The following is a 14,165-nucleotide window of genomic DNA, read 5'->3' as shown; positions in this document are numbered from 1 at the left end:
CGCCACCGTGATTACGCGCTGGCGGCCGTGGTGCCGAAGACCGCTTTGCGGATGCGCCGCATCCACCCGAGTCGCGGCGCCTCCAGCACGTCGTGTCGTAGCGCGAACCCGTCCGGGCGATACGTATGAATGGCCTGCTGGGCGTGCGCCAGCACCATACGCACTTGGCTTTCGGACAGCGGTTCGAAGGGCTTGAACTGGAACGGATGTCGTCGCGCTTCCTCAGCGAAGGCATGCATGGCCGGCCATTCGCGTGAGAGTTTGGGCATCAGTTCGAGCACGCTGGCCAGCAACTGCTTGGGGCTGGGCAGCTCGCCGAATGAATAGGCGAGATAGCGATCTTGCGCCAAACGCCAAAAGGCGTCGGTGGCTTCATTGATGCTGACGGCGTCGTACTCGAGCGCGGTGCACATGAGGCCCCAGAGCACATGTTGCTCACGCCCGTTCATGTTGCGCGTGGGCGACTCGGGCGCTTTGTGCCAGTGCCGCAGGAAGCCGCGGCCGAGCACGTAGCCGGTGGGGAAGCCATGTCGCCACATGCGGAGATTGAACTCGGTCCACTCGCCCCAGAAATGCCGACGGGGATTGAAGCCACCGATATCCGCGAAGAGGCGACGATAGCCCGCCACCAACATGCCCTGCACGGGCATGTAGCGCACGCCGTCGACGTCAGTGGACGGCGTGGAATCACGTGGCTTGAAGCGGGTGTCGGTGTCCTCTTCGTATGAGGGCAGCCCTACGATACCGAGCGGGGTCGTACGCAGGGTGTCTTCAATGGTGCCGATGATGTCGCCGTGCACGGTGAGATCGTCGTCGATAAAGGCGACGAGCGGTGTGCGGCAGACCGACAACTGCATACGACGACCGCTTCCGATAGACGGTTCGTTCGTATTGACGTAGACGCGAATCGGCAGCGAAGGTGCCATGGCGCGAATGCGTTGCTCGATGGCGAGCGGCTCTTGATCGGTGACCGCATTGAAGATCACGACGACTTCGATACGGTCGGCCGATGGCATGTCGGCCAACGACTGCAACAGCCGCGCGAGATACTCGACGCGCGACGGAATGGTGAGCATCGTAAATGTCCAACGCGGCGACGTGCCGGAGTCCAGTGGAGCGGGCCGGGAGGCGGGAGCCTCCGCGCGCTTCACTGGACGAGTTCCTGCAAATGATTCAGCATGTCGAGCCATCCTCCTGGTCCTTCCGAGTCCAGCACCACGGCATCGGAAATCGAAGCGAGCGCGGGGTGCGGACCACGTCCGGGGTTGTGAATCACGAAGGCAAGGTCAGCCTTTTGCAGCAACGAAAGGTCGTTCTCTTCGTTGCCGATCGCGACGACGAATGGTGATACACCGCACAGGTTCTGGAAGTGCCGCAACATGGCGAGTGCTGTTCCTTTGCCCGTGGTGTCGGCCAGCGTGAGCCAGCGTCCTCCGCGACGGAGCTGCAGCCCTCGGACGGCGGCGGCGCGGCGAATGGCAGATGCTTCGTCGCCGAACAGTCGTGTGGGATCGAGTAGCAGCGAGTGGTGGCGCGCGTGAAGCGCTCGCCGGATGGCTCCCGTGGTACGAAAGCCAAGGGCCGATAGCGCCGCCTGGTCGAGTCGTGAGGCGTCGGCCCGTTGCACGGCGTTGATGTCGCTCATGATCGCCCGCAACGATGACGTGCGCTGTGCGCGCGTCCAGATGTGCACGGTGCGCCGTCCGAACGTAAGTGTATCGTCGGGCGGCAGATGAGCCAATCGTGCGTCGGTCGCGTCGTCGACATCGAGTGCGAGCACCGCGCCGTCTTCGGCGATGCAGGGCCCGCGCACACCGAGCGCGCGTTGGAGCACCAGCAGTTCAACGAGCGTGCGACTGGACGCAAATGCCACGGTACACCGCGCCAGGCGAGCGGCGAGCTGCTGGATCGCGATCCGCCACGCGTGGGCGGGGAAAGGCAGCTGCGCGTCGTGATCGAGGAGCGTGCCGTCGATGTCGGTGGCGATCAGCAGAGCACGGTCGCTGGTGAGCTTCATGAGACCGTGGAAGCTATGACGCCTTCGAACGACGCGCATAGAGCAGCAGCGCGCCACTGGTTCCCGCGACGAACGAGCCCGCCAACACACCAATTTTCGCGGCATCGAGCAGCGCGCCTTGGCCGAAAGCGAGCGCGGCGATGAACAGCGACATCGTGAAACCGATGCCACCGAGCGCGGCGACGCCGGTCACGCGTGGCCAGTCGGCACCATCGGGCAGGGCGGCCCAGCCGGCGCGCACGGCGAGCCAGGCGGCACCAGTGATGCCAAGCGGTTTGCCAAGCACGAGTCCGAGCGCGGTGGCGAGGACGGCGGGCTGACTGGCGAAGGCGGCAACGTTGTCGGGGAGCGTCACGCCGGCGTTGGCGAACGCGAAGATCGGCACGATGAGATACGACACGGGCCAATGCAGCCCGCGCTCGAGGCGATGTTGCACGCTGGACGCCCCTTCACGGTTCTCGCGGGCGGGGATGGTGAAGGCGAGCAGTACGCCGGCAATGCTGGCGTGAATGCCCGACACATACACCGTCCACCAGAGGAGCAGGCCGGCCGCGAGATATGGCCACACGGCGTGTACGCGTTTCTTATTCATGATCAGCAACCCAATCATGAGCAACGCAGTGGCACCAATCGCCGCGATGTTCACCGCGGGCGTGTAGAAGAGGGCGATGATGAGGACGGCACCGATGTCGTCGGCGATGGCAAGGGCGGCGAGAAAGACGCGCAGTCCGGTAGGAACGCGATCGCGTAGCAAGGCGACGATGCCAAGGGCGAAGGCGATATCGGTGGCCATCGGGATACCCCAGCCGCGCATGGCGTCGGAATCACGGGCCAACGCCACATAGACGAGCGCCGGCACCAGCATGCCCCCAATGGCACCCGCAACCGGGAGCGCCGCCTGCCGCAGGGAGGAGAGCGCTCCGCCTTGGATCTCGTGCTTGATTTCGAGACCGACCATGAGGAAGAAGAGCGTCATAAGGCCGTCGTTCACGGCGTGCAGCAACGTCGTCGAGCCGATGGGAAAGTGCCACCATGCGTGATACTGTGGGGCCCACGGCGAGTTGGCCAACGCGAGAGCCAGCAGCGCACAGCCCACCATCAGCACACCGCTCAGCGCCTGTCCGGTGGGCGGCGGCGTGGTGGCGATCAACTCGGCGTCATCCGCGGTGTTTTCGGTCGTATTCATGTGATGTGCATACAGTATTCATCAGGCGAAGATGCTCAACCGTACCCCAGCGTGATGCTCAAGTGCACGCCGTCGCGACATTCCGCCCCGAAATATCGCCGAAATATCGCCATTTGACGGATCACGGCGTGGCGCCTTGTAGTATGAAAAAGGACTTCTCCCCATCGATGGCGTTCCCACTGGTCCCACTCGCATCATGACCACGACACCCCGCACACGTCGTTACTGGCTTGCACCGCTGAGTGTCGCGGGGCTTGTGGGCGCGTTTGCGTTGGGGTCGTGGTACGGTGGGCACCGGGTGCGTACGATGAACGAGTGGGCCGATGCGCAGCTGCTGTCCACGGCGATCGACTCGGTGCGGGCGAATGCGATCGACTCGCTGGGAAGCGATGAGCTCATTCGGCGTGCTGTAGCCGGCATGTTGCGCGAATTGCAGGACCCGTACGCGGCGCTGCTCCGTCCCGATGGTTTCCAGCGCTATCGCGGTACCATGCTGGGTGAGGGGCAGGGGATGGGCCTCACGTTGCGTCGTGAGTCGGACGCCGCCGGTGTGGCGCGCGTGTCCCCGGGATCACCGGCCTTCACGGCCGGCGTGCGAGCGGGCGATCGTCTTCTGAAGGTTGATGAGGTCGCCGTGGGTGAAGCGTGGACGAGGAAGCCCGGCGATAGCACGCGCACGTTCGGCGACTCGAGTGTGCTGACGCTTTGGCGCCCCCCGTTCGGTGACACGCTGCGATTGACGGTCCGGCGTTCGGCCTGGCACATGCCCGCGGTCACGGAGCAGGGCCTGCTGGCCGACTCCGTGGGGTACGTACGACTGGCCACCTTCACGTCGCACTCCTCGGATGAACTGGAGGACGCAGTGGAGTCGTTGCTGCAGCGCGGCGCCACGTCGCTGGTGCTCGATCTGCGTGGAAACACCGGCGGTCTGTTCGAGGAAGGCGTGAAATCGGCGGGACTCTTCCTGCCGCGCGGACTCGTGATTGCGTCGTTGGCCGGCCGCGGCGGTGCGGCGCCGCAACCACATTCCAGTCGGAACTCGCGCTGGCCGTCATTGCCGCTCACCGTCCTCGTGGACGGCAATACGGCGAGTGCGGCGGAAGTGACGGCTGCCGCGTTGCGCGACTACAATCGGGCGCTACTGGTAGGCACGACCACCTATGGCAAAGGGGTCGTGCAGCGCGTGGTCACGCTGTCGAAAGACCTGTCCGTGCGTCTCACGACGGCCCGGTGGCTCACGCCAAAGGGCATCAGTCTCGATCGCCGGACGGGAACGGGCGCCTTCGCGAAGGGCGGATTGCACCCTGACGTGCTGCTCGACGATGCCACTCGGCGGGACGCGTTTGCCGTGCCGCGCGAGTGGGAGCCGTCGGCCGCCGCGCAGGCCATGCGCGCCGCCGATTCATTGGCGATGTTCGCCCTGCGGGAAGGGTGGTCCACCGCGCCGCTGGCGATGCTCGAAGCGCGACTGCGCACTACGCTGGCGCAGATGGCGCCACGATCGGCGCGTGACGCGCTTGCGCGCGCAGAATGGGTCACCGTGAGCACGCGTCTGGCGCTGGTGCGGGTGCTCGAGGTGGAGCGCGAAAGTGAGGCGTTGCTCCGTTACGCGGTGCGTGAAGACGCTGCCCTTCGCGCCGGCATCGACGTCGTGGCGCCGGGTACCGAGGTGGCACGCGTCCTTCCCGCTACGCTGCCGGCGGCGATCTCACGGAAAGGGTTGGTCCAGTCGCTCCCGCTGTTGCGACCATGATCGCGGCCATACGCCGGATTCATGCGGTGGTGTTTCTTGGTGCAATGGCCTGTGCCGCCGCGTCGGTGGACGCCCAGACGGCTAGTGCGCTCGACACTTGGTTGGTGTCACGCTTTCAGGGCACGCAGCTCCTGACCGATTCAATGCCGACCACGGCGTCGGTGGCCGCCGAGAGTGCGCTGCCGCGCGTCGAGGGCACGCGTGCGGGGCGATCGGCCGACACGCTCTACGCGCTACACTTCGGCACGCGGCTCGGCACACCGGCATTGGCCGTGAACGCCATCGTCCAGCTCACCGGACCGACTGGCACGATTACGCCCCTCACGGGTCGCGTGATCGCGCGTCGTCCATTTCGGGCACCGCGGCGGCCCGGCGCTCCCTCCAGCGCTGACGCCGCGTGGCGGTACGGCTGGAGCTATCACGTGGTGATGCCGCATCGCGCCAAGGGTAACGGCAACGGGTCGATCGCGAAGGGAGTGCCGGTGGCTCGCTATCGCGGGTGGCTGCTGCTGGCGGCATCTGATGCTACGTCGGCGCGCGCGTTGCTGGGCCGGTAATCGCTCAGGCTGACTGCATTCCCGCTACATTGCCCGTCGCCATGGAAAGCCCGACGTGACACCGAACCGTGCGCCATCCACGCGACCCATACGTGCGGCGCTGACTGTTGCCCTGCTAGTCCTGGCGGCACCAGCACATGAGGCGAAGGCCCAAGGGCACGCATCGGTAGCGCCATCATCGGCTGCACCGACACGCGGCAATCAGGCGTGGCGCGATGCGCTGGCGGATTCGCTGGTGCGCCGTGCCATCGAGCGGCGCAGTGTACAGCTCGCCGACAGCACGCTGCTCAGCTACTCGGCCACGGCACACGGCTTTCTCGCATTTCTGGCGCAGCTTGGCGAAGGCGTGATCATTCCGCCCAAAGTTGTGCAAAGCGAAGAACTGCAGCTCTCGATCGCCTGGTGGCAACCGGGGCGCAGTGCGCAGCGGTTGATCGGTCGCCGCGACACGACGCTGTTGCCGGCCGACGTGGGCTACTATCGCGATCGCTACAGTGTGGTGCTCGATAATCTTCCCGATCGTATCCGACTGGGCGACGGTCAGGATGTCCGCGACGTCCCACATCCCTTGGCCGGGTTCGCTCCGCGCGTGTACGAGTACACGATGGGTAGTGCGCTACGTATTCGCATTCCCGGTCGCGAGATCGTGGTCGATGAAGTGAAGTTTCGACCGCGCGACGCGTCGCAACCGGCGGCGGTCGGTTCGGTGTATCTCGATCGCGAAACCGGCGCCGTGGTACGGCTGTCGATGACGTTCACCCGTGCGGCAATCATCGACAAACGCATCGAGACGCTGGTGGTGACGCTCGAAAATGCACTGGTCCGCGAGCGCTACTGGCTGCCACGCCGTCAAGAGGTGGAAGTGTCCCGTGGCAGCACGTGGTTCGACCTTCCGGTGCGCGGCATCGTACGCGGCCGCTGGGAGATCTCGGGCTACACGGTGAATGAGCGCATCGCGCAGAGCACCATGCTGTTGCCGCGATGGAGCGCCGTGCCACGCGATTCGGCCAAGACGTATCCGTTTGCCGGTCGTATCATCGATGCATTGCCGCCGGAAATTCAGATGGCGAGCAGCGAAGACGTGGTGCGCGCCCGCGTGCAGGCGGAGGCCGCGATTCGCAGTTCGATGTTGTCACGGCCCACGACGGCGTCGGTGACGGGCCGTGGTATCAGCGATCTCGCGCGCTTCTCGCGCACTGAAGGTTTGGCGGTCGGCATCGGAGCATCACACCGCAGCGGCATCGGCGTTCAGGTGGGCGGCCGGGTGCGCTACGGGTTCGGCGACGAGCAGCTGAAGGGTCAGGTGGCAATCGGTCCCGTGCCCGCGTTTGGACGCACCCCGCTGATACAGCTGTTTGCGGAGCGTGACTATCGCGATCTCGCGTTCGCCGAGCGGGCCGGGGTCACGAACTCGTTGGGGGCGGCGCTGTTCGGCAGTGATTACACCACGCAAGTCGAGACGCGCGCTGTCGGTGTGATCTGGCGCCGCACGCCCACCAGCGCGTTCACTTGGCGGCTGGCGTACGAGGGCGACCGGCCGTTGTCGGTGCAGGCGTCGTCGGTATCGGGGCGGTTCGCGCCAACCCTCACCGCGTGGGACATGGCGGGTGGGCGGGCCGAGGTGCAGGGCGCGGGCGGATGGGTCGGGGTCGATGAGCGCAGCGCTCGCGGGCATTGGTCGCTGCGGGTGAGTGCCGGTGCCTTCGAGGGGAATGGCAAGTCGTCGGTGACCGATCCGACGGCGATTCAGCCGCTGCGGCAGCCGCTGGTCGCGCGCGCGCAGGGACTCGTGCAGATCACCAAGCCGTTGGCCGGCGATCGTGCACTGTTTTGGCAGACCTTTGCCGGTGTGGCGGGTGGTCGCGACGTGCCGCCGCAGTGGTTGATCTTTGCCGGTGGTCCGTGGTCGGCGCCGGGTTACGACTTTCACGCGTTCGCGTCGCGCGCGATGCTGTCGCAACGGGTCGAGTTCCGGCAACCGATACCGGCACCGTCGATTCCGCTCAAGCGCTGGGGAAAGTCACCACCACACGTGACGCTCGCGCCGTTCGTGCAGCTGTTGGCGACCGGCAGTGGGAGTCCAGATCGTCCCACAGTGGCGGCGCTCCGGCCGTCAGTGGGTCTCGGTGTGCTGATGTTTTACGATCTGGTGCGGGCCGATGTGGCGCGCGGACTACGGGGCGGGCAGTGGCGATTCGCCATTGACATCGATCGCGGCTTCTGGGGGATCCTCTGACCGAACGCTACGACGCCGCGTACTTCGAGAAGTGGTACCGTCATCCTACGCATCGCGTGAAGACGGCGGCCGAGCTGGCCCGTCAAGTGTCGTTCGTGTTGTACATGGCCGAGTGGGTATTGGGGCGACGGGTGCGCACCGTGCTCGATGTGGGCTGCGGCGAGGGGAACTGGTATCCCGTGCTGCGGGCGCTTCGTCCCCGCATGGCCTATCAGGGTGTCGATCCGAGTGCGTATGCCGTATCCAAGTTCGGGGCGCGCCGGAATCTTCAGCAAGGTGGCATCGAGGATCTCGGTTCGCTCGACCTTCGCGAGCAGTACGACCTGGTGGTGTGCTGCGGCATGCTGAACTACTTGTCGGCGGCCCAGCTCACCAGCGGCATCGGCCATGTGGCACGGCGCACGGGTGGCATGGCGTACTTGGAGCTGTTCACGAACGGCGATCACTTCGAAGGGGACACCGACTGGCCGCCGCCCAAGTCGACATCCTGGTATCGCCGGCTGATGCAGCGCGCGGGGCTGGTTCCGGTAGGGATGCAGTGCTATGTAGCCGAGGCCGAGCAATACCGGGTCTCTTCGCTGGAACGGCTGTAGATTCTGCGTCATGACAGATCAGATTTCCGAACGGGCCCGCTGGACGACGTTTCTCGGAGAGCTGCGCGCCGAACGTCGGGCCTGTGATGCCCCGCGCCCGCTGCGAGCGCTGGCGGAAGAGTTTACCACCCGTGCGCTAGCGTTGCTATTTCCCCAGTTCGCGCATCCGTCGCGCCTGGGGGCGGCTGGCGTTGATGAAGAAGCGGCCCATGTCGAGGCGCTGTTGCGCGCGGCGATCACACCGATGGTGAGCGACGCCGAGCACGTGGTGACCACATTCCTGGACCGGCTACCAGCGGTGCGGGCGTCGCTGCAGCTCGATGCTGAGGCAATCTTGTCGGGCGATCCGGCGGCGGAGAGTTTGGAAGAGGTAATCGTGGCGTATCCCGGCTTTCTCGCCACGGCGGTGCATCGGGTGGCGCACGAGCTTTATCTGTTGCGCGTCCCCATCTTTCCGCGGGTGCTGTCGGAGTGGTCGCACCGAGAAACTGGTATTGACATCCATCCGGGCGCGGTGCTCGGGGCGAGTTTCGCGATCGATCACGGCACCGGCGTCGTGATTGGCGAAACGAGCATGATCGGCGATCGGGTGCGACTGTATCAGGGCGTGACGCTGGGGGCGCATGCGGTAGCCAAGAAGCTGGCGCACCAGAAGCGGCATCCGACGCTCGGCAACGATGTGGTTGTGTACGCCAATGCGACCATCCTTGGTGGGACCACCGTGATCGGCGACGGGTCGATCATCGGCGGCAACGTGTGGATGACGTCATCGGTTCCGCCACGGTCGGTGGTGCAATTCTCGAGTCGGGTGGAGCAGCGGCCGACCGATGACGGAATCGAGTTTCATATCTAGCATTCAACTGCGGCACTCTTCGGTCCCTCTTACCTCACCAACCCATGCGCGTCTCCACGATTCTCGACACCATCGGCCACACGCCGCACGTGCGCCTGCATCGCTTGTTCGATCCGCGCGTGGAAGTGTGGATGAAGCTGGAGCGTGCGAATCCGGGCGGCAGTATCAAGGATCGCATCGCGCTGGCAATGATCGAAGATGCCGAACAGCGCGGTGTGCTCACGAAGGATAGCGTGATCATTGAGCCGACGTCGGGGAACACCGGGATCGGCCTGGCGATGGTGGCGGCGGTGAAAGGCTATTCGTTGGTGCTGGTGATGCCGGAGTCGATGTCGATTGAACGTCGCACGCTGATGGCGGCGTACGGCGCGACGTTCGATCTGACGCCACGCGAGAAGGGGATGAGGGGCGCGATCGAACGCGCCAGCGAACTGGTTGCCAGTACCCCCAACGCCTGGATGCCGAATCAGTTCACCAACGAAGTGAATATCCGCGCGCATGCGACCACGACGGCGCGCGAGATTCTCGCCGACTTTCCCGACGGCGTAGACTATCTGATCACCGGCGTCGGCACGGGCGGACATCTCACGGCGTGTAGCGAAGTGCTGAAGCAGCACTGGCCGGCGATGAAGACGTATGCGGTGGAGCCGGCGAAGTCGCCGGTGATCAGCGGCGGCGCGCCGGGGCCGCATCGCATTCAGGGTGTGGGTGGGGGCTTCATTCCCGACAACCTGCATCGCGACACGCTGGACGGGGTAATCCAGATTACCGAAGAAGCCGCCTTCGAGTACACGCAGCGCGCGGCGCGCGAAGAGGGAATTCTGGTGGGCATCTCGAGCGGCGGTTCGCTGGCCGCAGTGGCGCAGAAAATTCCTGAGATGATTGACGGCGCCCGCGTGCTGACGTTCTGCTACGACACGGGCGAACGGTATCTGTCGATTGAAGGGCTGTTTCCCGCGTGAGGATGCTGTGGCGCCTCGCTGCCGCCGCCGCGCTGTGCCCGCCTGCGTTGGCGTGGGCACAGGCACCGGCGGCACCGAAGGTCACGCGGGCCGATCTTGCGGCGGCATACCTGCGGGTCGACGCGGCGTACACGCAGCGTGAGGATGCGAAGACGTTGACCGACACGCTGCGCGCGCAAGTGAACCGCACGGTCGATCGCGCGGCATTGAGTTTCTTCAGTGGACAGTTCGCGATGGCCGTGGCGACGATCAACGCGGCGGCGGCACAGCTCTCGGGACGCTCGATCACGCCGTCGCCGTCGTCGAACGGTCCTCGCTCCTTGAACGGCGCGCCGCTCAGCGCCGCGCGCGATGAATTTCTAGCCCGGCTGGCGGTGGTGGATAGCACGGGTTCGCTGGCGCAAGCGCTGCTCTCGGCACGTGAGCGCGCCAAGCTGTTGGTCGACGTGCCGTCGCCGGAGCGCAGTGCGGAGTTTCTCAACGACCCCGCCACACTCTCTCGTGACCTGGCCCGCGAAGTGAGCGTGCTCGAGCGGGGGCGGGATCCGTATATCGGATTGGTGGGCGACTTCTGGCGCGTGTACCGAGGCGCGAACAATGTGTTGGTGCCTCTGCGCATCGTGGCGCCACCGTCGGCGAATGTGCGAAAGCCGGTGGGAGTGCTGCTGGTGTTGCACGGTGCGGGCGGCGACGAGAACATGTTTGTCGATGCCTACGGCCGTGGCATCGCGACCCAGCTCGCAGCCGAGCAGCGACTCATTCTCGTGTCACCAAAAACCGATGTATTCGGCACGACGCCGGAGCATTTCGATGTGCTGATGGCACTGTTGCGGAAGGAATTTCGCATCGACAGCTCGCGGGTGTACGTGATCGGACATTCCATGGGCGCCGGCGCGGCCGCGCGCCTGGCGCAAGCGCGTCCGGCGCAGATCGCCGCGGTGGCATTGTTGGCGGGTGGCAGTCCGATCACGGTGCCGAACGCGCCGCCGTCGTTGTTCGTCGGAGCGGAGCTTGATGACATCATTCCCGCCGCGCGGGTGGAGGCCGCCGCCACGGCGTCGCCCGGCGCCACGTACGAACTGTTCCGCCACGAAGGGCATCTGCTGATGGTCGGGCACGGGGTGCGGCGCGCGGTACCGTGGCTTGTAACACACACCCGTTAAGCCGACAGCGAACCACCGTGCCGCATTTTTCACCGATTCTGTTTGCGCTGGCGTTTGCGACGATGGTAGTCGCACTGACGGCGTTCGGTCGTCGTTTGCCGGTACCCGCGCCGCTGTTGCAGGTGCTTGCCGGACTTGGCGTCGGATTCGTGCCGGGTGTGTCGATGCCGACGCTCGATCCGGACGTAGTCTTTTTCGTATTCCTGCCGCCGATTTTGTGGGCGGCCGCATTTTTCACGTCGTTCCGCGAGTTCACCGCGAACCGACGGGCGATTGGTGGCCTCGCGATCGGACTGGTCGTGGCCACGACCGCCGCGGTCGCGGTGATCGCCCGCATACTGATCCCCGATATGCCGTGGGCGGTGGCCGTCGCGCTCGGTGCGATCGTGTCGCCCCCCGATGCGGTGGCGGCCACGGCGGTGGTGTCGCGGCTGCCGGTACCAAGTCGTGTCATCGTCATTCTCGAGGGCGAGAGCCTCGTGAATGATGCGTCGGCGCTGGTACTCTATCGGACGGCGGTGGCCGCCGCCGTGACCGGGGCGTTCAGTTTCGGCGAGGCGCTGGTGCGCTTCTTCCTCGATGCCGGCGTCGGGGTGTTGGTCGGTCTCGCGATCGGATGGCTGACGATTGCGGTGGCACGGCGCACACGCGATGAGCTGGCCGAAACAGTATTGACGCTGGCGGCGCCGTATGCCGCCTGGGTGCTTGCCGAGACGCTACATGTGTCAGCCGTCCTGGCCTGCGTGGCCGGTGGACTCTACGCGCGCCGGCATCTCTCCACGGCGGTGGGACCGCGCTCGCGCATTCAGTCGCGCGCGGTGTGGGACCTCCTCGTGTTTACGCTGAACGCCCTGATTTTCATTTTGTTGGGTTTGCAGTTTGCGGAACTGATGCAGCCGTCGGGCATCGCCGCCGTCGACGGGGCGGTGACGTACGGTGTGCTGATGGGTGTGGTGGTCATGGTGGTCCGTCTGCTCTGGGTGCCGGTGACGACAATTTGTGCGCAATCGCTGCGTCGCGGTCGGGCGGTGCAGTCGACGGCCGGGAACTGGAAGTCGATGTTTTTGGTGTCGTGGACCAGCATGCGCGGCATCGTTTCGCTGGCCACCGCATTCGCGCTGCCGCTTACCCTCGACAGTGGCGCGCGATTTCCATATCGCGAAGAGCTGATCATCATGACGATGTGCGTCATTCTCGTCACGCTGGTGGTCCAGGGATTGTCGCTGGCGCCGATCATTCGCGCCTTCAAATTCGCGCCCGAGGCAGAACACCACGAAGAAGAACACATCGCGCGGCAGGAGGCGTTACGCCGGGCGGCGGAAGCATTGGAAGACGCGTCGCGCGAGCCGTGGGCCGATCCGGCCGACGTGGCGTGGCTTCGCACGGAGCTGCGCGATCGTCAGCACCGCCACCCGCACCGTAGTCACGCCAGTCATGGCAGCCGGTCCCGCTTGCGCTCGCGCATGTTGGACGCCGAGCGGCGCATGCTGCTTCGACTCAGGAATGAAGGAGCGATCTCGGACGAAGTGCTGCGCACACTGGAGTCGGAGATCGACCTCGATACACTTCGGCTCAATCCCGCTTCGTGAGCTCCAAACTGGACGGCACACTGGTCGTCCCTTCGGGCAGACGGTCGAGACGATCGAGGCGCTCGACGTCGATGGCGATGGATTCTCCCGTGGACTGCGCGAAAATATCGGCGAACTTGGCGTCCCATGTGATGTCGTCCCAATAGTACGACGCGCGCACGGACACGTGGGTGGAGAACGTTTCTTCGTGCGCGGTGATGAGAATAAGCAGTTCCGCTTCCGCCTCCCGCAGCAACTGCGGCGTGAATCCCAGCAACGGACTGTCATCGGTGATCGGATGCACGACGGTCCAATGCAGCGGGAAGAGCGCCACCTGACTGCGCTCGAGGGTGAGCTGATGAAAATTGCGCTCGCGTTTGCCGTTCACGACCTCGTACAGTGAGAGGCTGACGTTGGCGCGTAGGTCGGTGAGCTGGCTCGGTAGCTCATTCACGCACCGGAACATCAACCCGCGCGCGCCGTTGTACGGGGCCACCACCGCCGACTCGCTGAAGCGCAGCTGGGCCCGAGGGCGGATGAGCCGGGCCAGCAAGAGTCCGCCCACGAGCACCAACGTGAGCGGGCCGGCCAAGGACTCGATCACCACCAGCCAGTTGGCGGTAATGCCCACGGCATGGATCGGCCCGGAACCGGTGGTGGTGAAAATGCCGGTGCTGAACACGAAGGCGCGCAGAAAAGGATCGGTGATGCCCAAGCCGTCACCACCCATGAGCGAGCCGGACGGTAGCGCGGCGTAGGCCAGCGCGAAGATCCCGTTCAACAAGAGCACAGCGCCGAGCATCCAGAGCACGAACACAGCCCACGGCGCTTGGAGCGCGGTGAGATACAGGCGCTCGGTGCGTTGCGCGCGCAGCCCATACTTGGTGGACGTGGAAGTACCGTCGCGATTGAACAGACGCCCGCGTGACCGCTGCGCCACGACGCGGCCGAAGCCCAGATCGTCGGCCGGTGGTGCAGCCGGTGCAGCCGGTGCAACAGTCGCGATGGGGGCGGCCGAGGGCGCAGTGCCGCCGATGTCGGTGTCGTCGAAAGTGCCGGCGGACGGAGTATTCACGGCGATCGGGTTGAAGTTCGCGAAGGCTGTCCATCACGAAGATACGCGGTCGCCGCTCACCCTGCCGTGCGGCGCACGGTATCGTTTAGGCTGCCGCCATTCTCCCCGACCACTCGCTCATGTCAGCCGACTCCCTCCGCATCGCCGGCGCCCAGATGGCGCCGGTCTGGCTCGACCGCCACGCGACGCTCGCGAAGGTGGT

Annotated in this window: 12 protein-coding genes; 8 read left to right on the top strand and 4 right to left on the bottom strand. The window is 65.5% G+C overall.

Annotated elements, in window-relative coordinates; genetic code table 11:
- Positions 1 to 11: 11 nt before the first annotated feature.
- The 3 genes from ACLL97_RS20220 to nhaA all read right to left on the bottom strand — a co-directional run bounded on the left by ACLL97_RS20220 (position 12) and on the right by nhaA (position 3,203).
- Positions 12 to 1,076, bottom strand: coding sequence for a glycosyltransferase family 2 protein (locus tag ACLL97_RS20220; RefSeq protein ID WP_411282289.1), 1,065 nt, complete (start codon positions 1,074 to 1,076; stop codon positions 12 to 14).
- 71 nt (positions 1,077 to 1,147) lie between these two features.
- Entirely contained in the window at positions 1,148 to 2,017 is an 870-nt protein-coding gene (locus tag ACLL97_RS20215) for an HAD hydrolase family protein (RefSeq protein WP_411282288.1), read from the bottom strand.
- 13 nt (positions 2,018 to 2,030) lie between these two features.
- Positions 2,031 to 3,203: a Na+/H+ antiporter NhaA gene (gene nhaA / locus ACLL97_RS20210; RefSeq protein ID WP_411282287.1), complete on the bottom strand. Its 1,173-nt coding sequence runs from the start codon at positions 3,201 to 3,203 to the stop codon at positions 2,031 to 2,033.
- 196 nt (positions 3,204 to 3,399) lie between these two features.
- On the opposite strand from nhaA, the gene ACLL97_RS20205 reads away from it, so the two are divergent.
- The 8 genes from ACLL97_RS20205 to ACLL97_RS20170 are packed head-to-tail and all read left to right on the top strand — an operon-like array spanning position 3,400 to position 12,909.
- Entirely contained in the window at positions 3,400 to 4,956 is a 1,557-nt protein-coding gene (locus ACLL97_RS20205; RefSeq protein WP_411282286.1) for a S41 family peptidase, read from the top strand.
- Entirely contained in the window at positions 4,953 to 5,513 is a 561-nt protein-coding gene (locus ACLL97_RS20200; RefSeq protein ID WP_411282285.1) for a hypothetical protein, read from the top strand. The genes ACLL97_RS20205 and ACLL97_RS20200 overlap by 4 nt, the downstream gene beginning before the upstream one ends.
- 55 nt (positions 5,514 to 5,568) lie before the next feature.
- Positions 5,569 to 7,749: a hypothetical protein gene (locus ACLL97_RS20195; protein WP_411282284.1), complete on the top strand. Its 2,181-nt coding sequence runs from the start codon at positions 5,569 to 5,571 to the stop codon at positions 7,747 to 7,749.
- A 56-nt stretch (positions 7,750 to 7,805) separates the two neighbouring features.
- Positions 7,806 to 8,342 carry a methyltransferase gene (locus ACLL97_RS20190; RefSeq protein ID WP_411282283.1) on the top strand — a complete coding sequence of 179 codons (537 nt, stop codon included), beginning with the start codon at positions 7,806 to 7,808 and terminating at the stop codon, positions 8,340 to 8,342.
- Between the two features lie 10 nt (positions 8,343 to 8,352).
- Complete coding sequence (locus ACLL97_RS20185) at positions 8,353 to 9,195, top strand: serine O-acetyltransferase (RefSeq protein ID WP_411282282.1); 843 nt, start codon at positions 8,353 to 8,355, stop codon at positions 9,193 to 9,195.
- Between the two features lie 44 nt (positions 9,196 to 9,239).
- Positions 9,240 to 10,157 carry a cysteine synthase A gene (cysK, locus tag ACLL97_RS20180; RefSeq protein ID WP_411282281.1) on the top strand — a complete coding sequence of 306 codons (918 nt, stop codon included), beginning with the start codon at positions 9,240 to 9,242 and terminating at the stop codon, positions 10,155 to 10,157.
- Positions 10,154 to 11,320 (top strand): hypothetical protein, encoded by a 1,167-nt coding sequence (locus ACLL97_RS20175; RefSeq protein ID WP_411282280.1) that lies wholly within the window; start codon positions 10,154 to 10,156, stop codon positions 11,318 to 11,320. The genes cysK and ACLL97_RS20175 overlap by 4 nt, the downstream gene beginning before the upstream one ends.
- A 17-nt stretch (positions 11,321 to 11,337) precedes the next feature.
- A complete protein-coding gene (locus ACLL97_RS20170; RefSeq protein WP_411282279.1) occupies positions 11,338 to 12,909 on the top strand; it encodes a Na+/H+ antiporter in 1,572 nt (523 codons plus the stop codon).
- On the opposite strand, the gene ACLL97_RS20165 is transcribed toward ACLL97_RS20170, so the two are convergent.
- Positions 12,893 to 13,963 carry a transporter gene (locus ACLL97_RS20165; RefSeq protein WP_411282278.1) on the bottom strand — a complete coding sequence of 357 codons (1,071 nt, stop codon included), beginning with the start codon at positions 13,961 to 13,963 and terminating at the stop codon, positions 12,893 to 12,895. The genes ACLL97_RS20170 and ACLL97_RS20165 overlap by 17 nt on opposite strands.
- Positions 13,964 to 14,165: the final 202 nt, after the last annotated feature.

This window comes from Gemmatimonas sp. (assembly GCF_046594945.1).
Classification (GTDB): domain Bacteria; phylum Gemmatimonadota; class Gemmatimonadetes; order Gemmatimonadales; family Gemmatimonadaceae; genus Gemmatimonas.
The sequence above is the reverse complement of the archived record's forward strand: the minus strand, read 5'-3'. Positions and strand labels throughout refer to the sequence as shown.

Excerpts from the sequence above, each read along its gene's own strand:
- ACLL97_RS20205 (WP_411282286.1), top strand. The coding sequence starts at position 3,400 with ATGACCACGACACCCCGCACACGTCGTTACTGGCTTGCACCGCTGAGT.
- cysK (WP_411282281.1), top strand. The coding sequence starts at position 9,240 with ATGCGCGTCTCCACGATTCTCGACACCATCGGCCACACGCCGCACGTG.
- ACLL97_RS20220 (WP_411282289.1), bottom strand. The coding sequence starts at position 1,076 with ATGCTCACCATTCCGTCGCGCGTCGAGTATCTCGCGCGGCTGTTGCAG.
- ACLL97_RS20185 (WP_411282282.1), top strand. The coding sequence starts at position 8,353 with ATGACAGATCAGATTTCCGAACGGGCCCGCTGGACGACGTTTCTCGGA.
- ACLL97_RS20200 (WP_411282285.1), top strand. The coding sequence starts at position 4,953 with ATGATCGCGGCCATACGCCGGATTCATGCGGTGGTGTTTCTTGGTGCA.
- ACLL97_RS20215 (WP_411282288.1), bottom strand. The coding sequence starts at position 2,017 with ATGAAGCTCACCAGCGACCGTGCTCTGCTGATCGCCACCGACATCGAC.
- nhaA (WP_411282287.1), bottom strand. The coding sequence starts at position 3,203 with ATGAATACGACCGAAAACACCGCGGATGACGCCGAGTTGATCGCCACC.